Here is a 22,721-nt window from a genome sequence, read left to right as displayed (position 1 = left end):
GGACGCCGCTGCCCCACCCAGCCCACCTCTCACCGAAGATCAACGAGACACGGCATCAAACCACACCCCAAAGGTCATTCTGTTAGGACCCCTTAAGCTACGTGGCATTGGGCTGGAACGACCTTGCCACTCACGACAGTCGCCAGACCGGGCATCCAGTCGCGAAACAGGCATTCCGTCGCCGGAAAGCGTCCCTTGTGGACACTCAGGGCACAGTCGGCTCCCGTCGGCCAGTCCAGAACCCGGCGGGTGAGGCGTACACGGTCACCCAAGGGCCCGAGGGAACGTTCTCCCACGTCGGCGCCTACAACGAATACGCCTGGGATTTCGGTCTTCCGGCCAACTACGAGGTTTCCGCCGCACAGGGCGGCCAGATCCTCGTCTCGGACTGGTCGCCGTATCGGCAGAACGGCATCGAGGTGATCATCCGGCACTCCAACGGCACTTGCACGCACTACGCGCACCTGAACCGGGCCATCCACAACGCGGGCACCTGGGTCCCCCAGGGCCGGGTCATCGGCTGGTCCGGCCGCACCGGGGCGGCCACCGACCATCACCTGCACTACCAAGTCATCAACTGCTCCACCCGCGTCGGCATCTCGTCCACCCTCCAGGGCGGCATCCCGCGGACCGGTTCCCGGCCGGTCAGTGTCAACACCAGGGCCTGAGTCCGGCGGGTGGCTCGTCAGCCCGTTGCCCTCGTAGCGGACGATGGCGAGGTTCGCGTCGTGGGTGTCGGCATAGCCGAGGCCTGGCAACGTCTCCGCGTGAAATCTCTTCGCGCTCTCGGTGTCCACGCCGGAGATCCGGAACGACACCACGGCGCCGGTCGCGCGGGGCTCGGGCGCCGAAGCCGCTGCCCCCTGGGCCCGTCACGCCGGGGAAAACTACCTCACGATCAGCGGCGGCGAACTTGAGCCCATAACGACAACTTCACTCGAAAGTGGGTACGGCGCCCGTGATTCCCCACATTTCATCGGTATTTCATCGGCGCTCATTAGCGTTCGTCGAGGAAATTCGACAGTGGGGAGAAACCGATGAGAAGAGCCGGAGCACGTCTGCTCGCGACCGCCGTCCTGTCCGTCGTCACCCTGGCCGGAGCCATCGCCGGATCGGGGGCGGCACAGGCGGCGCCCGCGCGGCCCGATGGCCCGTGCGGACCCGTCATGTTCGTCGTGCCGGGATATCAGGACGGCGGGGCACAGAAACTCCTGGACCGGGCGTTCGCGCCCGGCGGCGCCGACCCGGTTCGCATTCCGTATCCGAACGGCGCCGGGGACGTGAATCTGTACGCCGACGTCGACGCGGGTGTCGCCAATCTTCGCACGGCGCTGTACAACCTCTACGTCACTTATGGCTGCGACCTCGAAACGAAGGTCTACATCGTCGGGTTCAGTCTCGGCGCGCTCGTCGCGGGCACGGTGCTGGAGACCGAACCGCCCGGACGGAACATCCAGGGTGTGCTGTTCGCGGACGGGCGGCGGCAGCCCGTCGAGTCGAACTGGCCGGGTGACCCCGGCGGGCTGATCGGGCACCTGCCCGTTCCCGGCCCCGGCGGCGCCGGTTTCCGGCCGGTGGATTCGTTCCGGTACCCGACGCTCAGCCTGTGCAACGGGCCGAGGGCGGCCGGTGGCGCGGATCTGATCTGCTTCGGCGGCACCAATCTGGACAGCTATTTCAGCTCGCACCCGTATTACAGCTTCGAGGTGGGCAACGAGCTGAACATCCACGGCGAAGGCCCGTACCCGAACAACCTGCGCAACCGCGTCATCCCGTAACCGGCTTCGCGGCCTCCCCGGCGTTTCGCGTTCCACGCCGGGGAGGTTGCGCGGCGAACCGAGGTCGTGCCCCCGAGGACACGACGGTTCGAATCTTCGGGCAACTCTGTGCCGTACCGGCTTTTCGAAGCAACCCCATTCCACTTCCGGCGTCTTCCGGACAAAGCTTCACCAAGGAATGCGAGAGGGGCGCTGAAATGAAATTCACCGCGAAGAAGACCGTCAAAACGGCCATTGTGGGCGGGGCGGTCGCCGCTACCGCACTCCTTTCCGCGTGCGGCGGGAACAATGTCGCGGGAAATGGTTCTCCGGTGAAGAACGCGGCCGTCGAACAGGCGCAGGCGGGCGGTGGCCAGGGGGCGGCCGCCGGTGGTTCCGGCGCCGAGTCGTCGGGCGGCGACGTCGACTGCAGCAAGCACGGTGGCCAGGTCGGCGCGCCGGGGCGGCCGAAGATGGATCTGATCGCGGTGGCCGCGACCGACGGCACCACGCCGGGCTGCACCGAGGCGTACAACGTGATCACCGAGTACTACGAGAAGCTGCCGCAGGCGGAAGGCCCCGGCGAGCGGGTGCTCGACGTGCGGGGCAAGTGGACCTGCGCCCGTCTGACGGAATCCGGGACCGAGGTGGTCTGCGGCGTGCCGAACAGCTCCCTGCAGCTGGAGACCAGGCCCTCGGGCGCCGCGGCCACCCTGTGCTCTGGCGAATCGGTCACCATCGACGAGGGCTACGGCAACCAGCCGTGCGGCAAGGAGCAGCTGATCCAGCAGGTGCGCGAAGGCAACCCGGTACTCGCGCAGATCACCGTGAACGGTGAAGACCAGATCACCACGGTCAAGGAGATCTACCGCCCCTGATACCGGAAGACGAAAACCGGCGGCCGGGAATCCCCCGGCCGCCGGTTTTCTGCGTTCACCGCTCCAAACGCGCGAGCACTTCGGCCGCGGCGCGATGCCCGGAACGGACGGCTCCGTCCATGTAGCCGTTCCAGATGTCGGAGGTCTCCGCGCCCGCCCAATGGATCCGCCCGACCGGTTCGGCCAGCGCGGCGCCGTACTGGGTCCACCCGCCCGCGCCGAGGCGGCCGCCGTAACAGCCGCGGGTGTACTCCTCCTCCATCCAGTTCTGTTCGACGTAATCGATCGGTTCCGCCGCTTCCGGCCCGAATTGCTTCACCAGCGTGGCCACCGCCGCCTCGCGGCGCTCCCGGGGTGACAGGCGGGCGACCTCGCGGGCGTGGGCGCCCTCGAAGAAGCCGACGAGGACGCCGCAAGAGCCGTCCGGCGGCGAGTTGTCCAGGGTGACGCACAGCGGGTCGTCCAGGTTGAACGCGAACCCGTTGAGCCCGGCGTCGCGCCAGAACGGCGCCGGATAGGCCACCTGCACCTTGATCACGCTGCCCATCGGGATCTGCTGGGTCAGCCCGTCGCGCGCCGCCGGGAGCGCCGGCTCGTAGTGCAGCCGTCCCGCCAGCGTGGGCGGGATCGCCACGATCACCCGCTGGGCGGCGATCCGCCCGCCGTCGTGGCACACCTCGACCCCGTCCGCGTGGTGGGCGATACCGCGAACCGGTGCGCCGAGCGTGATGACGTCACCCAGCCGATCGGCGAGCCGCTCGGAGATCAGGTGGGTGCCGCCCACGACGCGCAGCTCCTGCGCACCGCCGGTGGTGGCGACGAGAACGTCCAGCGTGCCCGCGGATTTGACGTAGAACAGGAAGTGCAGCAACGACATCTCCGCCGGTTCCGCGGAGAACACCGCGGGGACGACGGCTCCCCAGAACGCGAGGGCCTCGACGTCGTCCGTGGCGGCGCGAAGCCATTCGTCCAGGGTTTTGCGGTCCAGTTCCGCGGCTTCGAGTGACGTCCACGGCGAGGAGAGCGACACCGTCTCGGCCAAAGCCTCGAGTTCGAACTTCATCCGGCCGACTTCGAGCGCCGCCTGATCCGACAGCCCGAACGTTTCGTCCGCGTAGGTGGTGCGCCTGCCATTGTAGACCGTCACCGCCGCCCCGTCGTCGTAAGTCGGGAACGTCTCGAGGCCGAGTTCGGCGACGAGTTTCAGGACCTCGGTCTGCGTCCGGCCGATCCACTGACCGCCCAGCTCGACCGCGACCCCGTTGACCAGCTCATGACCGAGGTTGCGGCCCGCCACCCGGTCCCTCGCCTCCAGCACGGCGACCGTGCGTCCCGCGCCGGTCAGCGCGCGAGCGGCGGTCAACCCCGCGAGGCCCGCTCCGATCACCACGACATCGACAGTGTGCACGGCAGGCTCCCCAAATTGTCGGTCGGTTGTCCGACTTAAAGTAGGACAGGCCTCCACACGGCACAAGAGCCGATATGCGAAACTCGGACACGACCGACGAAGGAGAAGCCGGATGGCCTACGTGAAGGCAGCGGAACGCGAGGGGCAGATCGTCGCCGCGGCGATACGGGTGCTCAGCACCGTCGGCGTACCCGGGACCACTCTCCGCGCGGTGGCCACCGAAGCGGGGATCTCACTGGGCACCCTGCACTACGTCTTCCCGAGCAAGGACCAGCTGTTGCGCGCGGTCATCGGCACGGTCGTCGACGACATCTCCGACGCGCTGCGCAGCGGCCTCGAACCGGACCGGGGCTTCGAGCACGCGCTCCGGACGGGCATCACGACGTTCTGGGACAAACTCGTCGAGGGTGACGCCGGATTGCAGATCATGCAGTACGAGCTCTCCAACTACTCGTTGCGGAGCGAGGCACCGGACCTCGCCCGATCCCAGTACGACGCCTACATCTCGCTAGTGACCAGGCTCTGCGAACAGGCCGCCATCGCCGCCGGGGAACGCTGCGCCGTCGGCTTCGACACGCTGGGACGGCTCGCGCTCGCCTCGGTCGACGGCCTGATCCTGCAGTACGTGGCCCACCCGGACCCGGTGCGCGCGCACGGGGATCTCGAACGGGCACTGGACATGATCGTGTTACTGGCGGATCCGCAGCCTGTCGCTGCGCGCGTCAAACATCCGCGCTAACATTCAGATGTCCTGAACATCTGGGATGAACATCTGAATGAAACCGGTGCGTATGCGAGTCCTCTTCGCCAGCCTTGCGTCGGTCGGCCACACCTATCCGCTGATCCCGCTCGCGATCGCCGCCAGGGAGGCCGGGCACGAGGTGCATTTCGCCGCCGGAGAGAACGTCCACCCGCCGCTGCTGAGGAACGGTCTCAGGCCTTTTCGCCCGGCGGACGCGTTCTACGAGATCTACGCCGAGGATCTCGAACCGGAACTGGCACGACTCCGGCCCGACCTCGTCGTGCACGAATGGGGACAGCCCGGGGTGGCCGTCGCCGCGGAGCGCGCCGGGATCCCCGGCCTCTGGCACGGGTTCGGCCGCATGTTCCCGGACGGAATCGGGCTCGAGCCGCCGACGCGGCCCGACCGCCCACATCTCGACATCTGCCCGCAGTCGTTGCAGGACAAGAACTTCCTCGCGACGGCCGAACGCGTCGCACTGCGACCCGTGCCCTACTCCGAACCGGCGGTGCCCCCGTGGCGCGTCGAAAAGTCCGCTCGTCCGCTGATCTATCTGACGCTCGGCACCGCCTTCGGCACGCCGGAAGTGCTCACCACCGTGCTCCGGGGGCTGGCTCCGCTCGGCGCGCACGTGGTGGTCGCCTCGGGACGGGTCCGCCCGGAGGAACTCGGCGCCGTACCGGACGACGTGACGGTGCGGGCCTGGATCCCGCAAGCCGACCTGCTGCCGCACGTCGACGTGGTCGTGCACCACGGCGGTAGCGGCACGACTCTCGGCGCGCTCTCGGTCGGCGTCCCGCAGCTGATCCTCCCGCAAGGAGCCGACCAGTTCGCCAACGCCGAAGCCCTGTGCGCGGCGGGTGCCGCGCTGAGTCTTCACCCCGGAGAACCGAACGAGGAAGCCGTCGCCGAACACACCGGGAGCCTGCTGGGCCGGAACGCCCATCGCGACGCGGCCAGGGCGATCGCCGAGGAGATCGCCCGGATGCCCTCCCCCGGCGAGATCGCCCGTGCGCTGCCGGAATGGGCCTCCTGAGCGATCAGCTCAGAAGCCGAAGAGCTCCTGCGGCACTTCGTGCTCGTCCGGCCAGGTCAGCCAGGCGACGTCGGTCGGGCCGATGGCACAGTTGGCCACCCGCCAAGACCGCGCGTCGTCGTCGACGTTCGTTTCGCTCTTCTTCTTGAGCAGCGCGACGTAGACGTCGGACATGACGCCGTCGGCCCGCTTGTTCTCGTAGATGGTGCCGGCGTAGTAAGAACGACCGGGTTCGGTGCCGCGCATCGTCCCCTGCAGGAACACCCAGGGACCGAGCCGGTCGAGCTGTTCCACGGCCACCTGGACCCGGTCGCCGAATTCCTGGTCGAGCCGGGCGGTGGCGGCCTGGAGCACCGCTTCCCGGACCGGGTCGCCGGGGTTCAGCGACACCGGGACGGGTCGTGCGGACGGGGTGTACATCAAGCTACCTCCCACTGGCGGGCAGCGACGCGAGCGACCGCATCAGCTGGCCCGGTGATGCTACGGCGTTCTGTCGGATCAGGTCGGCGGGGTGAGGATCTTCACGAGGCCGCCACCGCCGCCCATGCTGATCTTCTGCGAACCGTCGGGGTTGACGTTGTTCGAGCCGATGAACTGGCCATCGCCCGCGTACAGCACGACGTGCCCGCCGTTGTTCGAGATCACCACGTCGCCGGGTTTCGCTTCGGAAAGCGGCACCGAACGCCAGCCGTCCGCTTCGAGGTTGGCCGTCAGGCCCGCGACCGAGGCACTGGCCTGCCCCTTGTCGATCAGGCCCGCCGCCTCGAGACAGCCGGAAACGAAGTTCGCGCAGTTGACGTTGTTGGGCACCCACGACTGCATGGCCGGCAGCTCGCCGCTGCCCTTGAGGTCGCCGGCGTTGCGGCCGAGGAACTGCTCGGCGATCTTCGCCGGGTTGTCGCCCCGCGCGTCGATCGGCTTGGCGGGCCTGCCGTCGCCCGGCACCCCGGCGGGGCCGCCGCCACCGCCACCGCCTCCGCCACCACCGCCGCCGTCTCCCCCGCCGTAGCTGGGTGTGCTGCTCAGGTTGGAGTTGACGGGCTTCGCGTTGACGCTCGACGCCGTGGTCTGGCCGTCGTCGGCGGGGATGAGCTCGATGAAACCGCCTTCGATCTCCAGGCCGAGTGGCTTGAGGAGATCGTCGATCTGCTTCTCGGCGTCGTCCAGCGCTTTCTCGATCTCGTCCTTCTTGCCGTTCGAGTCTTTTTCGTTGAGCTGCCGGAGCCGCTCGATGTCCGTCGCGGCGGCGGCGATCTCGTTGTCGTCCTTCGAGCTGTTCTTCCGGCGGCGGGCCGCGTCGATCAGCTTGCGGTTGTCCGCGTCCTTGTCGTTGGCTTCCTGGGCGAGCTGTGCGACCTTCTTCTTGACCTCGTCGAGAATCTCGGACACCCGCTGGAGGATGTTCTTGGCGGCCTCGGCCTTGTCGCTCACCTTGTAGCTGGCCTTGCCGAGCTTTTCGAGGTGTTCGGCGACGGCGTCGGCGTCCTTGCCTTCCCAGTTACGCAGGACGTCGTCGCGGAAGACCTTGAGGTCGTCGCCGAGATCGTTCGCCCTCGTTGCCGCGCCGCCGACCTTCCTCGCCTGGTCGTTGACCGCGCTCGAATTGAGCTTCTGCGCCTGCTGGGCGTGTTTGTCGATGGCGTCCAACGATTTCGGACGGTCGTGCGACGGGTCGTCGAGCGTGCTCGGATTCCGCTCCGCGGTGGTCATCGGTAAATCCCCCTGGTTCCCGTCTTCAGTCCGATCAGTCCCGCTCGCGGGCGCCGCCGCGGAGGGTGTCGACACCCGCGGCTTCGTCGTTCCGCATGCGCTGGGCGGCGTTGGCCAACGCGTTCGACGCGGCGTCGACGAGCTTCGCGGCGGCCGCCAGTTCGGCGTTCACGCCGCGGTGGAAACCCTTCATCGTGGTCCCCGTGCTGGCCGCGTTCTTCAGGTCGCCGAACGCGCCACCGGGATCGCCGTCGCCCAGGTCCTTGCCCGCGCCGCTGTAGCCGTCCTTGAGCCCGCCGACCTTCTTGGCCAACGCGGCGATCTGCTCTGGATCGAATCGGCGAGTCATGAATGATCCCTCCAGTCCGGCGCCTGCGCGCGTGCTTGCCTGACCCACACTGCTCTACCGCGCACCCTATGAGTTCACACCCACGCGTGCGCACCGTTTCCCGAAACGCGATGACGCCGTTCGTGTACACCGACGCACCCGGCCGCGCGTTGGTTCCCGGAAGATTTCACCGGCATCCTCGGCGGCAAGATCTTACCCTCCCGGCGCCTGTGGACAGCGGGATACCGGACGGCCTGAGCTACTTTCCGTAGCCGGTTCTCACCCGGCCGGGTGGGGCTAGACCAAACCCAGTTCGCGGGCCCGGACGCCCGCCTGGAAACGGGACTCGGCACCCAGCGCCGCCATCAGCTCGGCCACCCGTCGCCGGTAGGTCCGCACACCGAGGCCGAGGCTCCGGGCGGCGGCTTCGTCCTTGACGCCGCTGCCGAGCAGGTCCAGCACCGCGGGCGCGAGCTGCCGGATCTCGGACACCTGCGCGTCGAAGGCGGCGAGGTCGGTCGCCGCTCGCCAGGTCGCCTCGAACAGCGAAATCACGCCCTGCACGGTTTCGGGCTGGGTGATGACGCTGTAGCCGCGCTGCCCGGCGACGCGGTCGCCTGCCAGGATGACGAGCCTGCCGTCCATCACGATCGTCTCGTTGACGTCCTCGGTCGAAATCCGGATCTGGGCTCCGAACCGGTCGCGGATCCTGGCGAGCTCCTGCGCGGTTCCCGGGTCGAGCAGCAGTCCGGCCCGGTAGATCTTGCGCACCCGGATCTCGCCGGCCCGGCGCTCGGCGGCTGCGGTGAGTTCGTCCGATCTGCGCTCGGCCACCCAGGTCGCGAGGTCGTTGGCGGCGCACGCCAGGTCGGTCACGGTCGAGAACAGGTGCCCGATCCGGCGGAACAGCTCCTCTTCGCCGCGCACGACGGTGACCGCATCGCCCGCCCTGGTGAGCCCGTCGCTCGTCCGCATGGCATCGATACTGCCCCACCCGCGACCGGGTGGCAGCTTGTTGCCATTTTCTGACTACGGACGGACCTGTCGCGACGCTGGTGGTCATGACGAACCTTCACGACAACGCCGCCGGTACCTGGCGGCTCGGCGACCTGACCGTCAACCGGCTCGGCCTCGGCGCGATGCGGTTGACCGGGATGCCGTGGGACGAAAAGCCCAAGAGCCGTGAGTCCGCGATCACCGTCCTGCGCCGTGCGATCGAACTCGGCGTCGACCACATCGACACCGCTTCGTTCTACTTCACGCCCACGCGCTCGGCGAACGAGTTGATCAGCACGGCGCTCCAGCCCTATCCCGAGAACCTCGTGATCACCACGAAGGTCGGCGCGGGCCGCTCCCGCGACGGCGAATTCTCCTTCGCACGCCCGGATCAGCTCCGCGGTCAAGTCGAAGAGAACATCCGGCAGCTCGGTCTCGACCACCTCGACGTCGTCAATCTGCGCTGGGGCGCCGCGACGGGCAAGGAGCCCGGCTCGGTGGCCGAACACTTCGGCGCGCTGGCGGAGCTGCGCGAGGCCGGCTTGATCCGCCATCTGGGTGTCTCCAACGTCGTGGCGGACCAGCTGACGGAGGCCCTGTCGATCGCTCCGGTGGTCTGCGTGCAGAACCGCTACGGCCTGGCAGACCGGGAGGACGACGCACTCCTCGACCTGTGCGGCGAGCACGGTATCGCGTTCGTGCCCTTCTTCGCCGTCACCACTTCGCTTCCCGGCGCCGCCACGCCCGACGCCGTTCCGGGGCAGGCCGAGGTCGCGAAAGTCGCCGCGGCACACGACGCGACCCCGGCGCAGATCCGGCTCGCCTGGACGCTGCACCGCGGCGCGCACGTTCTCGCCATCCCCGGGACCGGTGACCCCAGGCATCTGGAGGAGAACGTCGCGGCGGGCGGCATCCGGTTGAGCGAGGAGGAATTGGCGCTGCTCGACGGTGTCGGCGGCGGCTCCGTCGGGAGCTAGCGCGGGTGGGCTTTCGAGGTCGTGGGGTGGGCGCAAGGCCGGTCCGTGAAGGCCTCCTTGCCTACCCTGAAGGTAGTGAAGGAGGCCTTCACGGACTCCCCGGTCGCCACGGCCGCACCAGAAGCACCAGCAGTCACACCGACCGCGCGTGGGTACAAGGTGGTCGTTCCCGATGGGACGACACGCGTGATCCGACGGACGACACGCGAAACCCCCAAGACACGGACGTTAGAAGTCACGACCCGCCGCACTGGCGCCTCACCGGCGTATCCGGTGATCCACGGCGACCCAGTTCGTCTCCCAGGTCGTCCCGCCGTCGGCCGAGAACGCCTGCTCGAAACGCGCCTCGTCCGGGCCTTGCCGGAAGACGAGGAAGCGCACCTTGATCGGACGGCCGCCGAGCTGGTCGTCGCCGTGGAACTCGCCGACACCGTCGCGGAACCCGCCGTGGACCGAGGGGGTGAGCAGACCGTCGCGCATGTTGACGAAGGTCAGGCTCCACCGCCCAACCTGCGGTTCGTACAACCGCAGGTTGAGCGCGTCGATGCGCCCGTTCGGGCCCGAGACCTCGAATTCGAGGACGTTCGCCCGCCGGTCCATGAGCGGGCGGACGGTGCTGGTGCCCGCGAAGAGGAGCCATTGGTCGGCGGACTCCGAAAGCGGCTCGGCGAGCACCCGCACCGTGGAGCGCCAGGTGCCGATCTCCCAGTCGAACGCGCGTTGCCCATCGGGCGAAGTCGAAGCGGAGCCCGACGCGGCCGTGGCGATCAGCATCAGGGCCGAAAGGCCCACTGTGAGGATTCGTTTGTATGGCACGGTCATGGTCCGACTATCCGAGCGGAGGACGACCATGGACAAGAAGGCACCTGCGGGTAACCTTCCGCGTCCCAACCCGCTGCCCGGCTGCCCGATGGCCGCGGCGTTCGCCGCGATCGGCGGGAAATGGAAGCTGACCCTGGTGTACTGGCTGGCCCACGGCGAGTCCCATTTCGCCGGCCTCCGCCGCCGGGGCGCCCCCATCACGCCCAAGGTGCTGGCCGAGCAGTTGCGCGAACTCGAGGCCGACGGGCTGGTCGAACGCGTGGTGACCGGGCCCGTCCCGGCGCGCGTCATCTACCGGCTCACCCCTTACGGGGCCACGGTCCTGCCGGTGGTCGAGGAGGTCAGGGTCTGGGGAGAGACGCATCTCGAGCGCACCCGGGGCGACGCCGCGCCGAACCCGGCGATGAGCTGCGCCGAGTCGATCGGGTAGCGATCTCGCGTGCTCAGGGGCGGAACTCGCGTGCTCAGAGCCGGATCTCGCGTGCTCAGGGGCGGAACTCCGTGATCGGCGTTCAAGCACGCGAGTTCGGGGTTCGAGCACGTGAGTTCGGGGTTCAAGCACGCACTCCGGACCGGCGGGCGGCGGTCGCCGCCGCGAGGGTCTGGAGCACCTCCTGGGTGGCGGCGATGTCGATGCAGGCGTCCGTGATGGACTGACCGTAGGTGAGCGGCCGGTCGGGGTGGAGGTCCTGTCGGCCCGCCTTGAGGTTGGATTCGAGCATGACGCCCACGATGCCGCGCTGACCGTTCTTGATCTGTTCGGCGATCTGGTCGGCGACGATGGCCTGCCGCAGATGGTCCTTGCGGCTGTTGTCGTGACTGGCGTCGATCACCACGCGCCGGGGCAGTCCCGCGTTCTGCAGGGTGGTGAGTGCCGCGCGGACGGACGCCGGGTTGTGGTTGGGCGCGCTGTTTCCGCCGCGCAGGACGAGATGACAGTCCGGATTGCCGACCGTGTGCAGGATCGCGGGCAGGCCACTGGGGTCGACGCCGGGGACGACGTGGCGCGCTTCGGCGGCACGGATGGCGTCGACGGCGACGGTGACATCGCCGTCGCGGCGGTTCTTGAAGCCGACCGGCATGGACAGCCCGCTGGCCAGCATGCGGTGGTTCTGGCTTTCCACCGTGCGGGCGCCGATCGCGCCCCACGAGACGGTGTCGGCGAGGTACGCCGGGATGGTGGTGTCCAGCCATTCGCACGCGGCGGGCAGACCGCCCTCGGCGAGTTCGAGGAGCAGATCCCTGGCGATGCGCAGACCGCGGTTGACATCGCCGGTGCCGTCGAGGTGCGGGTCGTTGATGAGCCCTTTCCAGCCGCCGACCGTACGGGGCTTTTCGAAGTACACGCGCATGACGACCAGGAGATCGTCGGCGAACCGGCCGGCGAGGGCGGCGAGTCGGTCGGCGTATTCGAGTGCCGCCGCGGGATCGTGGATGGAGCAGGGCCCGGCGATCACGAGCAGCCGGTCGTCCGTGCCGTCGAGGACGCGCAGGACGTTTTCCCTGCCCTGCCGCACCGTGTCGGCCGCGTTGGCGCCGAGCGGCAGCTCGTGGTGCAGCAGGGCGGGCGTGACCAGCGGGACCATCCGGTCGATGCGCTGGTTGTCGAGTTCGACCGTGGCGAGGGTTGTCATCACAGATGTCCAGGGTTTCTGCCGGCACCGGGCGGAGGAAAGCCGGGATTTCCGGCCCGGACGGCGGTCTCGGGTGAACGAAGAAGCAAGCCCGGCATTATTCGCGCGAGAAATCTTCCATCCCGGAATCTTCCACCATTCGCCACGCGGAACAATGGTCCAACCCGAATTCAGCGACCGGTCCAGATCGGATCCCGTTTCTCGGCGAAGGCACGGGCTCCTTCGCTCGCGTCCACACTGGTCCGTCGCCGTTCTTCCCAGTGATACGAGGTTTTGAACGCTTCTTCGAGCGGGAGGTCGAGCGAGCGCAGCGCGGCCTCTTTGATCGCGCGGACCGAAAGCGGGGCGGCACGCACCAGGCTTTCGGTCCATTCGGCGACACATCGGTCCAATTCGGCGAACGGCACGACTTCGTTGACCAGCCCATGGTGAAGGGCCATAGCCGCGTCCATTCTGCGCCCGGTCAGCAGATAGCCCATCGCCACCTTCAGCGGCAGCTGCCGCGGCAACCGGAACACGCCACCCGCCCCGGCGATCAGGCCGAGCCGGACCTCCGGCAACGCGAAGACCGCCTCGTCGGAGGCGATGACGATGTCGCACGCGAGCGCCAGTTCGAAGCCACCGCCCAGTGCGTAGCCGTGCACCCGGCCGACCACCGGTTTGGACAGGGTGAACCGGTCGGTCAGCCGGGGATGCCCGGGCTGACCGCTGCTGCCGAACGTCGAAGCCTCGACGCCTTCCTCGGTCAGCCGCGCGCGTTCCTTGAGGTCCTGCCCGACCGAGAACGCGCGATCTCCCGCACCGGTCAGGACCACCACCCGGACGTCTTCGTCGGCTTCGACGTCGTCCCAGATGCCGGCGAGTTCCGCGTGCATCCGCCGGTCCATCGCGTTCAGCACTTCGGGCCGGTTCAGCGTCACGTACGCGACGTGGTCCTTCTTTTCGTACCGCACCGGGCTTTCGCTCATCGCGAGCCCACCGCGAATCCGCCCACCTTGCCGATCACGTCCGCGCCGTAGATGCGCAAAGCCTGCTGCAGCGCGAATTCCGCGATGTACCGGCGAAATTCCTCAGGTGGTTCCTCGGCAAGGTTCAGCATGCGCCGGTTGGCGGCCACGGCCTCCCCGTCGAGCCGGGCCAGCGCGCCGTCGATCGCCGCGTCCATTTCCTCCGGCGCGACGACCTCGTCGACGATCGACCGGGCGTCCGGCTCGTCCGCCCGGAGCTTGCGGCCGCTGAGGATCACCTGCCGGGCCACGCGAGGCCCGGCGATGCGGGAAAGCCGGAAGTTGGACACCCCGGGGATGATCCCCTCCTTCGCCGCCGGAAGGCTGAGGTACGCGTCGGACGCCGCCAGCACGTGGTCGAAGACCAGCAGCAGCTGGGTCCCGCCGCCGATGGCGAAGGAATCGACGGCCGCCATCCAGGGCTTGCCGGTGAACCTGGAGTGCCAGGAACCGTCCGTCAGCAGACCGCGGAAGATCTTCTGGATGTAGCCCGTTTCCCGCCGCAGGAGGAAATCGACGAGCGGGATCTCGCCGGCGCTGAGCTTCTTGAGGTTGATCCCCGCGCAGAACACCCGGCGCCCCAGGTACCGGGGATGGCTCATCACCCCGCCTCGCAACAGTCCTACCCGGACGGACGGATCGAGCAGCGTCAGATCGACCGCCGTCTCCATGTCGTCGACCTGCTGGGCGTCCTCGGCGTTCAGGCAGTCGTCGCGGCACAGGGTCAGGTGCGCGACGCCGTCACGGCGTTCCAGCCGGACGGCCTCCATCTCCACGACACCGGTCTCCAGGAATTCCGGGAGCAGCCGCTGCGCCCTGGCGGTGGGCCGGAGCATGGCGTCGAGCAGATGCGGGCCTGCCTCCGGCGCGCGCAGGATCCCGCGCAGGAAGATGCCCTGGTCGATCTCGCGTCCTTCCTTCTCCGCCTGCGGACGCGAACGCTCGGCCGCCATCTGCTGCTCCGAGGGCACCAGACCGGGGAAGGCGAGCGCGGCGGCCCGGACGAGTTCGTCGATGCGCAGGTACCGCGTCCGGCCGTCGGTGAGTTCGGCGTAGATCTCTTCGGCGTGCGCCGCGACGAAGGCCGTGCGCGCCGCCCGGATCTCGTCGTCGACCCGATGGGCCTCCCCCGCCAGGGCCCGGAGATCGAGCCCTGGCGCGCTGTCCGTCGTCACGACTTGGCTTCCCGCCGCAGGGCGCGATCCGCCGCGGCCAGGTGGGAACCGAGTGCCTCCTCGAAGGTGGTCGAGCCCGCTTCGAAGATCAGCTGGCGCCGGATCGCCGCCTCGGCGCCGTCCGGGCTACCCTCCAAAGAAGACAGTGTCGCGGCTGGTTCGCCGGACACCTCGTCGATCAGGTTGAGGGCGAGTGCCCGGTCCGTCCCGATCGGGGTGCCGAGCAGCACGGCCCGCCGGATGCCCGCCGCGCCCGCCTGCTTGGTGAGCCGGTACACGGTCATCCCCGGCCAGGTGCCGCCACCCGCCCAGGCGAGCCGCAACGTGGTGCCCGGCTCGGCGATCCGGACGTCGGCGGCGAGCAGGAGATCCAGTGCCATACCGGCGCATTCGCCCGACGCCACCACGGCCGTGAGCCTGCCGAGGCGTTCGAAGCGGCGCACCGCCCGCTCCCATTTGGACACCAAGCCGACCTCGAGTCCCTTCGCCCAATCAGCGGGCGGGGCGCCCGTGACGTGGACGGTCACCGGTCCCGGTTCACGCTGGTCCTCGGCACGGTCGCAGAGCGCGGCGATCTCCTCGACGGCCGCGGCGGACAGCGGACGGGAGCCGTCGAAACGCAGCACCAGGTCGCCCTTGTTTTCGTTACGCGTCACCATTGAATAAGCGCCATTTCGATTGTGGAGCCAGGCCCCATGGTCATGAGCACGCCGTAGTCCCCCGGGCGGGCGACGTCTTCGTCGGCGAGCCGCTCGTAGGAGAAGAGGAAGGAGCCGCTGGAGAGGTTCCCGTAGTCGCGGAGCACACCGGTGGTGTGGCGGACGTCGTACCGGCTCAGGCCGAGGTTGACGACGACCGCGTCGATCACCTTCTTCCCACCGGAATGCACCAGCCAGTGGCCGATGTCGCTGCGGCGCAGACCCGTCCCGGACAGGAGCCGGTCGATGACGATTTCGGCGTGCGCCCCGACCACGTAGGGAATCTGCGGGTCGAGGAAGAAACTGAACCGGTCCTGGTCACGGTCCCAGTCGTAGCGCATCGCGTCGACCGCGTCGGTGATGATGTAGCTGGCGAATTTCAGGACGCGCGGACCCGGCACGCGCCCGTCGCCGGAAACGAGCGCGAGCGCCGCGGATCCGTCGCCGAAGAGACTGTTGACCACCGCGGTCCGCATCGTGCCGTCCAGGGCGTAGGCGGCGGAGCACGCTTCGCTGCACAGGACGACGCCGAGTTCGCCAGGGTGCGCCGCGGACCAGCCCGCGACCACGTTGAGCGCGTTGAGACCGGCGTTGCAGCCCATGCCCACGATGTCCGACCGGCTGCAGTGCGGGTCGATGCCCAGCTCGCGGATGATCAGCGCGCTGAGGCCGGGGGTCAGGAAACCGGTCGAGGTGACACAGCAGAGGTGACGCAGGTCCGAAAGCGTCGCTCCCGCCGACTTCAGGCAGGCTTCGAGCGCGCGGCAACCCATGTCGACGGCGATCTTCTTGTGCTTGTCGAGCAGATCGCCCTGCGGCTCGGCCGCGCGTGCGCCGCCGGGCTCCTCCGGCGGCAGGGTGAGGAAACGCCGCTCGATGGCGCTGTTCAGGAAGACCGAGCGGATCTTGGGGTCTTCGATGCCGAGGATCTCGAGAAGTTCGGCTTGCGAGTAGGACGCCGAGGAGACCGCGGTCCCCACGCCGGCGAACCGGGTGATCTCGGTGAGTCCGGTGAGGACGGAAAGGTCCTCGGCCGGTTCGATGATGGCAGTCATCGGTACATCCACCCCCATGTTCTGAGCTTGCTCCGAAGCAGCTGCTTGACCTGCGCAGCGGGCATTGGTCTCACCTTTCGCGGATCTCAGTGGACATTTCCGAAATTAGGCTTCGCCGATCTCGATGGTCAACGCGTCCAAGCCCCTTTCGCGCCGGAAACCGTTACCGGCTCACGATTCGGGACCGGGGAATCGTGTCGCGAAAGCCACTTTCGGGACACGCGGCGGGCGACTGTCTCAAGTAGACCGGACGCGCAGTATTTCGGGCGACCTGTCCGTGAAGGCCTCCTTGCCTACCTTCAGGGTAGGGAAGGAGGCCTTCACTACGCCGCCGACGCCAAGCACTCACGGACGCCGGTAGATCGTCATGGAGTGGCCCACCCTCTCGACCGGCGTGCTGCCGGCGATCAACGCCGCCAGATCACCGGTGGCGCCGCCGCTCTGGCCGCCTCCACCGGTGCCGCCCCCGCCCATGGGGTCGTCGAAGGCGCCCAGGATCGCGGAATCCGACACGGCGAGCACCCCGTGCACCTGGTCCGCGGGGACCGTGAGCGGGTCGGCGGCGTCGATGCCGTAGTGGGACGGCAATCCGCTCCCCTGGTAGACGAGCCAGGTGCGCTCACCCGCGTAGTCCTTCTTCAGGCGGTCCGCCAGGCGGCCCAGGTCCTGCCCCCAGTCGACGTTCGAATCCAGCAGGTACCTATGGGTGTTCTCCGGGCCGCCGAACGCCTCGTTGGAGTACGGGAGGTAGTACGGGAACGTCATCAGCGAACTGACCGCGGCGAAGGCCACCACGAGCACCGCCGCCGCCTTCACCCACCGTCTCCGGACGACGACGACCGCGGCCGCCGCGACGGCCAGGAACATCGGCGCGAAGGCCAGGTACCGCACGCCGTTGTCGCGGACGATGACCATGGCCGTGGCCATCAGCAGGGCCGTCGGGAGGAGCACGTACGGCGCGGCCGGGCGCAGCCGCCGGACCGACAGCAGCACGGCGGCGCCCGCCAGCCAGATCGCCAGCGCGCCCAGCGGCGTCTTCACCAGCAACGCGGCGGGCCCGTAATACCAGAGCGATCCCGTGTAGTGCCTGCCGAACAGGAAATTGTTCCACACGTGGTCTTCGAGTTCGAACTGGAACCGCATGCCGTCCCGCAACGGCTGCGGGAACGGCAACCAGTCGACGAGGGTGCGCATTCCGTGCAGCGGTTGCATTCCCTCCGGCGTCTCCCAGCGCAGTCGCGGATCCACGACGAGGTAGGAGGCCCACACGACGGCGATCGCGATCAGCGCCATCCCGGCGGCCGCCAGCAGGCCGCGCCCGATCAGCAGCGCCGGGGTCTTCAGGTCGAGTCCGCGGGCACGGCGGGCGTGCCAGACGGACAGCACGGCCAGCGGGATCAGCACCGGAACCGCCACCAGGGAAAGCACTTTCGTGGCCGTGGCCGCGCCGAGGGCGAGCCCGGCGAGCGGGAGGTAGCGGCCTGGGCGGCGCCGGGCGCGCCACACCAGCCACACCGACGTCAGCAGGAAACCGGCCACCGGCACATCGAGCGTCGCCAGCGATCCGTGCGCGATGACGTCGGGTGAGAACGTGAACAGAGTGAGCGCCAGCAGCCCGCCGGCGCGGCCGGCCAGATCGGACGCGAACGCGAAGACGACCAGTCCGAACAGCAACGTCAGCAGGATCACCGGCAGCCGCGCGAACAGCATCAGCCGTTCCGGGTCGTTGCCCGCCTCGTAGACGACGTGCTTGCCGAGTTCCCACTCGTGGCCGGTGAAGCCGGGGGCGACCTTCGGATCGGTGAGGGCCACCCCGGTCGCGATGATGAGCTTGCCCATCGGTGGATGCTCGGGGTTGTACCGCAGGCTGTGCTCTTCGAGGTAGACCACCGCGGTGCCGACGTAGACCGGCTCGTCGATGGTCGGGGACTGTTCCACGGCGGTCGTGATCATCGCGAACGCCATCTGGCCGAGCAGGGCGATCACCGCGGCGGCCAGCAACCAGCGCTGGTGGCGTCGCGCCCAGGCGATGAACGGTTCTTTCCGGTCCGGAGTGTCCATTGACGGCTGAAGGCCATCGGTCGTCAAGTTCGGCGTCCTTCCCCCGGCGGACCGGTGCGCCCGGACCGCCCTGGATATCGATTACCCGGTCGGGCGCCCGCGCCTTCGAGGGCCATCACGGTCGGCGCCGCCGTTTCGGCGGCACCGAGTCGGGTCCGTGATGGCCCTCGTCGGCTGGGCGCTGAATGGAAGAGAAAGTCAGACGGAGAGCGGAAGAACGGACAGCCGCCGTTCGATTTCCAGGCTGGCGTTGTAGTCGGGGAGCATTCCCTGCCCCTCCGCCTCGGCGAGCGTGAGGGCCGCCGTGTCCCGTTCGGACAGGATCGGCACGACGTCGGTGTCGATCGGCAGGCCGAGCGCGGGGTCCAGGGGCGAGAGGGCGAGTTCGTTCTCCGCCACGTAGGGCGAGGAGATCATGTACGACATCACGGTGTCGTCTTCGAGCGCCACGAAGGCGTGGCCGACACCGACCGGGAAGTACATCGTCCGGAAGTTCTCCTGGTCCATCAGGACCGCGTCCCATTTGCCGAACGTCGGCGAGCCGACCCGGATGTCGACCACGATGTCCAAGGCCTTGCCGCGGGGGCAGTAGACGTACTTCGCGGTGCCCGGCGGGGTCACGGTGTAGTGGATACCCCGCACCACACCGCGTTTCGACCTGCTGTGGTTCGTCTGCGCCACCGGGAAGAGCGGGCCGCCGTGGGCCTCGATGAACGCCTCTTCCTGGTACGGCGAAACGAACAGGCCCCGGTCGTCGGGGAAGACGCGCGGGGTGAACTCGAGCGCGCCTTCGACGGCGAGTTTGCGTGCTTGCACGGTTTTGCTCCTGTGGTCAGAGGGTGGACAGCACTTCGCGGACCGCGTGGATGATCTTGTCCTGGAGGTCGGGCAAGAGCGCGGGGTACATCGGCAGCGAGAAGATCTCGCCCGCCAGCTTCTCGGTGACCGGGAGCGAACCCTTCTCGTAACCGAGGTGGGCGAACCCGGTCATGGTGTGCACCGGCCACGGGTAGCTGATGTTCAGGTGGATGTCGTACGCCTTGAGGCGTTCGAGGATCTCGTCGCGCCGCGGGTGCCGCACGACGTACACGTAGTACACGTGCTCGTTGCCAGGGACGGTCTTCGGCAGCTTCAGCTCGGTGTCGCCGAGGGCGTCCACATAGCGCTGGGCGACCGCCCGGCGGCCCGCCGTGTAGGCGTCGAGCCGCTTGAGCTTGCGCCGCAGGATCTCGGCCTGGACCTCGTCCAACCGGCTGTTGTGGGCAGGGGTCTCGACCGTGTAGTAGCGCTCCTCCATGCCGTAGTACCGCAGGCGGCGCAGCTTCGCGGCCACGGTCTCGTCGGAGGTGAGGGTCGCGCCGCCGTCGCCGTACGCGCCGAGCACCTTGGTGGGATAGAAGGAGAACGTGGCCGCGTCGCCGGTCGAGCCCGCGATCGTGCCGTTCTGCCGGGCGCCATGCGCCTGCGCGCAATCCTCCAAAAGGGACAGTCCGTGCTTCTCGGCGAGTGCCTTCAGCGGCGCCATGTCCACGCACTGGCCGTACAGGTGCACGGGCACCAGGCATTTGGTGCGTTCGGTGATCGCGGCTTCGACCTGGCCGGTGTCCATCAGGAAGTCGTCCTCGCGGACATCGACGAAGACGGGGGTCGCGCCCGTGCCGTCGATGGCGACCACGGTCGGGGCGGCGGTGTTCGACACCGTGATCACCTCGTCGCCGGGGCCGACGCCCAGTGCCTGGAGGCCGAGCTTGATCGCGTTCGTCCCGTTGTCGAGGCCGACGCAGTACCCGACGCCGTGGTACGCGGCGAATTCCGCTTCGAACCCGCGCAGGCTCGCGCCGAGCACGAGCTGGCCCGAGTTGAAGACCGTCTCGACCGCGTCCAGCAGGTCGACCCGTTCGGTCTCGTATTCGGCGAGGTAGTCCCATACGCGCGTGGTCATGTGCGAGCCTTTCCGTGAATTGGGGTGGTCAGCGCGGCGACGGTGCGACGCACTCCTTCGGGCAGTGAGATCTCCGGACGCCAGCCGGTGACCGCCCGGAACGGCGTGGAATCGATGGTGACGCTGCGAAGATCCGTCGACGGCGCGTGCGACGGAGGCTCGACACAGAGCACGTCCACCGGACCTCGCCCGGTGTGCTCGGCCATTTCCTTCGCCACGAGCCGGAAGACGTCGGCCAGCTGGTCTCCCCGGCCGGCGCCGAGCAGCCAGTGGCCGCCGACGAGTGCCTCCGGGGCGGCCAGTGCCGCGGTGAACGCGGCCGCGATGTCCTCGACGTGGACCAGGTCGCGGCGCACGGTGCCGTCGCCCCAGATGGTGAGGTCCTGCCCGTCGAGCGCGCGCCGCGCCATGGCGGACACGACACCGCGGTCCTGGTTCGCCCCCTCGGTCATCGTCTCGCCGAACACCGTGGGCAGCCGCAGGCTGATCCCGCGCACGCGGCCGTCGGCCGTGGCCTTCTTGAGGACCTGTTCCGCCGCCAGCTTCTGCTGGTCGTACGGGGTCCCCGGCTCGTCGGTCTCGCTCCCGTCGATCGGCTCGCGGGGCGGGACACCGACCTGCGACGCGGCACCGCCGTAGACCACGAGCGGCTTTCCGCCGACCACGTCGACGAGATCCCGCATCACGCCCAGGTTCACGCGTTCGGCCTCTTCGGTCTCGGCGACCCGCCAGCCGCCGTCCGCGAGGAGCAGGTACACGATCGCGTCCGAACCCGCGATGGCTTCGGCCAGCGCGGCGCGGTCGGTGAGATCGGCGGCGACGACGGTCGTCTCGGCCTGGCCTTCGGGCGGCGTGAGCCGCCTGCGCGACACCGCTCGCAACCGGATCGGTTGCCGCGCCAGCGCGCGCGTGACGGCCGAGCCGACGAAGCCCGACGCCCCGAGGACGGTGATCTGCTTCATTTCATGCCTCTCGTTGCGGCTGTGCTGACGCGGCGTTGATACAGGCGAGGAGGGTGCGGGCTTCGACGTTGACGTAGTGCCCGTGCCGGGTGAGCGCGGTGAGCTGGCCGGGGGTGACCCAGGCGTAGCCGGGTGGGGCCTCGACGGTGTCGTCCGCCTCGATCGCGAGATACCGGGCCCGGACGTTGAGGAAGCGGCCGCCCTCTTCGGAATGCATGGCCTCGTAACGGATCCGCCATCGCGGCGCGTTCAGCACGAAGTCCAGGAAGGGCGGACGGCCCTCCGCGGGCAGATGCGCGTAGTTCCGGGGCGTGCACTGGACGGTCGGCGCCAGTTCGACGGTGTCCAGGAATCCGCCGTCGGCGCGGGCGTGGACCAGCACGTGCGGCACGCCGTCGATCTCGCGGACGAGGAACGCGACCACACCCGTGCCGACGGATTCCAGCAGCGGCTGGGTCCAGCTGATCTTCTCGCGGTTGCTGCCTTTCACCGCGACCGCGAGGACCTTGAAGTACCGGCCGTCCTCGTGCTCGATCGCTTCGACACCCTGCTTCCAGCCGCAGACGTCCGTGAGCGGGATGCGCCGCGCGCGCACGTCGTGGCGCGAACGCTCGTTCGTGAACCAGGACAGGAGCTGGACGTCGGACAGCAGCGCGCCGGGAGTCTCGTCGTGGTACGGCAGACAGGACAAGACGCTCCTGGCGTTCATGTTGATCGTCTCGTCTTCGTGCATCAGCTCCGCGATCTGGCCGAGGGTGAGCCAGCAGAAATCGTCCCACATCGGCACGTCGTCGACGGTCTCGACGATCATGTTGCGATTGGACTTGCGGAAGAACCACGAGCCCTGCTCTGCCTGGAGGACGTCGACGATGATCCGTTCCGGGTCGGGCGGGGCGAAGTACTCGATCAGTTTGACGTTCGTGCCGCCGTGCGCCTTGGTGTAGTTGCTGCGGGTGGCCTGCACGGTCGGCGAGAGCTGCACCAGGTTCGGGTTCCCCGGCTCCATCTTGGCCTGCATGAGGAAATGCAGGACGCCGCCGAACTCCTTGGCCAGGATGCCGAGAATCCCCACCTCGGGCTGTTTGATGACCGGCTGCCGCCATTCGCGGTACGGGCCGTCGCCGTGGGGGCCGTCGGCCTCGACCACGTGCAGCCCCTCGATGGCGAAGAACCGTCCGCTGCTGTGCACGAGGTTCCCGGTCACGTCCTCGAACCGCCACTGGTCGAGCTCGGCGAACGGAATGCGTTCGACGTGGAAGATGTTGGCCTCACGGCGTTCGTCGATCCACAGGCGGACGTCCTTGGTCGGCATGTGGACGCCGTCGGTCGTCGCGGCCGACAACGCGATGCGGTCGGCGTGGTCGCGGCCGGCGCGAGGGCGCACCGTCACGGGTGCGAGAAGAGGCAGCATGGACCTCACCTTTCGTAGGCGGTCGTGGGGGGGGGGTTGGGGTGGGAACCCAACCCCCCCCCCCCACCCCCCCCCCCCAATGCTCAAACAACCGAACCCCGCCACCGAAACCCAACCGGCCA

The 22,721-nt window shown here is 68.7% G+C and carries 23 protein-coding genes; 7 read left to right on the top strand and 16 right to left on the bottom strand.

Annotated elements, in window-relative coordinates; all coding sequences use genetic code 11:
- Positions 1-197 precede the first annotated feature (197 nt).
- The 3 genes from AC0685_RS42705 to AC0685_RS42695 all read left to right on the top strand — a co-directional run bounded on the left by AC0685_RS42705 (position 198) and on the right by AC0685_RS42695 (position 2,635).
- Positions 198-668: a M23 family metallopeptidase gene (locus AC0685_RS42705; RefSeq protein ID WP_478230732.1), complete on the top strand. Its 471-nt coding sequence runs from the start codon at positions 198-200 to the stop codon at positions 666-668.
- A gap of 369 nt (positions 669-1,037) precedes the next feature.
- Positions 1,038-1,778 carry a hypothetical protein gene (locus AC0685_RS42700; RefSeq protein WP_478230731.1) on the top strand — a complete coding sequence of 247 codons (741 nt, stop codon included), beginning with the start codon at positions 1,038-1,040 and terminating at the stop codon, positions 1,776-1,778.
- Between the two features lie 197 nt (positions 1,779-1,975).
- Positions 1,976-2,635 (top strand): hypothetical protein, encoded by a 660-nt coding sequence (locus tag AC0685_RS42695; RefSeq protein ID WP_478230730.1) that lies wholly within the window; start codon positions 1,976-1,978, stop codon positions 2,633-2,635.
- A 55-nt stretch (positions 2,636-2,690) separates the two neighbouring features.
- On the opposite strand, the gene AC0685_RS42690 is transcribed toward AC0685_RS42695, so the two are convergent.
- Positions 2,691-4,043, bottom strand: a complete 1,353-nt coding sequence (locus AC0685_RS42690; protein WP_478230729.1) for a flavin monoamine oxidase family protein — start codon at positions 4,041-4,043, stop codon at positions 2,691-2,693.
- Positions 4,044-4,155: 112 nt separating this feature from the next.
- Between AC0685_RS42690 and AC0685_RS42685 the strand changes: the two genes are divergently transcribed.
- Both AC0685_RS42685 and AC0685_RS42680 read left to right on the top strand, forming a co-directional pair.
- Positions 4,156-4,782 (top strand): TetR/AcrR family transcriptional regulator, encoded by a 627-nt coding sequence (locus AC0685_RS42685; protein ID WP_478230728.1) that lies wholly within the window; start codon positions 4,156-4,158, stop codon positions 4,780-4,782.
- A gap of 52 nt (positions 4,783-4,834) precedes the next feature.
- Positions 4,835-5,821, top strand: coding sequence for a glycosyltransferase (locus AC0685_RS42680; protein ID WP_478230733.1), 987 nt, complete (start codon positions 4,835-4,837; stop codon positions 5,819-5,821).
- A gap of 9 nt (positions 5,822-5,830) precedes the next feature.
- On the opposite strand, the gene AC0685_RS42675 is transcribed toward AC0685_RS42680, so the two are convergent.
- From AC0685_RS42675 to AC0685_RS42660, 4 genes are all read right to left on the bottom strand, one after another.
- A complete protein-coding gene (locus tag AC0685_RS42675; RefSeq protein WP_478230727.1) occupies positions 5,831-6,241 on the bottom strand; it encodes a hypothetical protein in 411 nt (136 codons plus the stop codon).
- A 78-nt stretch (positions 6,242-6,319) separates the two neighbouring features.
- On the bottom strand, positions 6,320-7,531 hold the full coding sequence (locus AC0685_RS42670) for a WXG100 family type VII secretion target (RefSeq protein ID WP_478230726.1): 1,212 nt from the start codon (positions 7,529-7,531) through the stop codon (positions 6,320-6,322).
- A 34-nt stretch (positions 7,532-7,565) separates the two neighbouring features.
- Positions 7,566-7,880, bottom strand: a complete 315-nt coding sequence (locus AC0685_RS42665) for a hypothetical protein (protein WP_034313468.1) — start codon at positions 7,878-7,880, stop codon at positions 7,566-7,568.
- 276 nt (positions 7,881-8,156) lie between these two features.
- Positions 8,157-8,834, bottom strand: a complete 678-nt coding sequence (locus AC0685_RS42660; protein ID WP_478230725.1) for a DNA-binding response regulator — start codon at positions 8,832-8,834, stop codon at positions 8,157-8,159.
- An 86-nt stretch (positions 8,835-8,920) separates the two neighbouring features.
- Between AC0685_RS42660 and AC0685_RS42655 the strand changes: the two genes are divergently transcribed.
- Complete coding sequence (locus AC0685_RS42655) at positions 8,921-9,832, top strand: oxidoreductase (protein WP_478230724.1); 912 nt, start codon at positions 8,921-8,923, stop codon at positions 9,830-9,832.
- 258 nt (positions 9,833-10,090) lie between these two features.
- Here the strand turns inward: AC0685_RS42655 and AC0685_RS42650 are convergent, their stop codons facing one another.
- On the bottom strand, positions 10,091-10,654 hold the full coding sequence (locus tag AC0685_RS42650) for a hypothetical protein (RefSeq protein WP_478230723.1): 564 nt from the start codon (positions 10,652-10,654) through the stop codon (positions 10,091-10,093).
- A 28-nt stretch (positions 10,655-10,682) separates the two neighbouring features.
- Between AC0685_RS42650 and AC0685_RS42645 the strand changes: the two genes are divergently transcribed.
- Positions 10,683-11,084 carry a winged helix-turn-helix transcriptional regulator gene (locus AC0685_RS42645; protein WP_340684974.1) on the top strand — a complete coding sequence of 134 codons (402 nt, stop codon included), beginning with the start codon at positions 10,683-10,685 and terminating at the stop codon, positions 11,082-11,084.
- 124 nt (positions 11,085-11,208) lie between these two features.
- Here AC0685_RS42645 and AC0685_RS42640 read toward each other — a convergent pair whose 3' ends face one another.
- From AC0685_RS42640 to AC0685_RS42595, 10 genes are all read right to left on the bottom strand, one after another.
- Positions 11,209-12,288, bottom strand: coding sequence for a 3-deoxy-7-phosphoheptulonate synthase (locus tag AC0685_RS42640; protein ID WP_478230722.1), 1,080 nt, complete (start codon positions 12,286-12,288; stop codon positions 11,209-11,211).
- Positions 12,289-12,458: 170 nt separating this feature from the next.
- The gene (dpgD, locus tag AC0685_RS42635; RefSeq protein WP_478230721.1) at positions 12,459-13,256 is read right to left on the bottom strand and encodes an enoyl-CoA-hydratase DpgD; all 798 of its coding nucleotides are present in this window, start codon (positions 13,254-13,256) and stop codon (positions 12,459-12,461) included.
- Positions 13,253-14,470, bottom strand: coding sequence for a (3,5-dihydroxyphenyl)acetyl-CoA 1,2-dioxygenase DpgC (gene dpgC / locus AC0685_RS42630; protein WP_478230720.1), 1,218 nt, complete (start codon positions 14,468-14,470; stop codon positions 13,253-13,255). The genes dpgD and dpgC overlap by 4 nt, the downstream gene beginning before the upstream one ends.
- Positions 14,467-15,129 carry an enoyl-CoA-hydratase DpgB gene (dpgB, locus tag AC0685_RS42625; protein ID WP_478230719.1) on the bottom strand — a complete coding sequence of 221 codons (663 nt, stop codon included), beginning with the start codon at positions 15,127-15,129 and terminating at the stop codon, positions 14,467-14,469. The genes dpgC and dpgB overlap by 4 nt, the downstream gene beginning before the upstream one ends.
- Positions 15,123-16,223, bottom strand: a complete 1,101-nt coding sequence (gene dpgA, locus AC0685_RS42620) for a 3,5-dihydroxyphenylacetyl-CoA synthase DpgA (protein WP_478230718.1) — start codon at positions 16,221-16,223, stop codon at positions 15,123-15,125. Before dpgA ends, dpgB begins: the two co-directional genes overlap by 7 nt.
- 345 nt (positions 16,224-16,568) lie before the next feature.
- A complete protein-coding gene (locus tag AC0685_RS42615) occupies positions 16,569-18,311 on the bottom strand; it encodes an ArnT family glycosyltransferase (protein WP_478230717.1) in 1,743 nt (580 codons plus the stop codon).
- A 171-nt stretch (positions 18,312-18,482) separates the two neighbouring features.
- Positions 18,483-19,100, bottom strand: coding sequence for a dTDP-4-dehydrorhamnose 3,5-epimerase family protein (locus AC0685_RS42610; RefSeq protein WP_340684967.1), 618 nt, complete (start codon positions 19,098-19,100; stop codon positions 18,483-18,485).
- A gap of 16 nt (positions 19,101-19,116) precedes the next feature.
- Positions 19,117-20,226: a DegT/DnrJ/EryC1/StrS family aminotransferase gene (locus AC0685_RS42605; RefSeq protein WP_478230716.1), complete on the bottom strand. Its 1,110-nt coding sequence runs from the start codon at positions 20,224-20,226 to the stop codon at positions 19,117-19,119.
- Positions 20,223-21,188: an NAD-dependent epimerase/dehydratase family protein gene (locus AC0685_RS42600; protein ID WP_478230715.1), complete on the bottom strand. Its 966-nt coding sequence runs from the start codon at positions 21,186-21,188 to the stop codon at positions 20,223-20,225. The genes AC0685_RS42605 and AC0685_RS42600 overlap by 4 nt, the downstream gene beginning before the upstream one ends.
- Before the next feature lies 1 nt (position 21,189).
- Positions 21,190-22,599 carry an NDP-hexose 2,3-dehydratase family protein gene (locus AC0685_RS42595; protein ID WP_478230714.1) on the bottom strand — a complete coding sequence of 470 codons (1,410 nt, stop codon included), beginning with the start codon at positions 22,597-22,599 and terminating at the stop codon, positions 21,190-21,192.
- Positions 22,600-22,721 lie beyond the last annotated feature (122 nt).

It is taken from the genome of Amycolatopsis sp. NPDC043889, from assembly GCF_056435645.1.
Note: the sequence above shows the minus strand (reverse complement) of the source record. Positions and strands in the feature narration are given on the sequence as shown.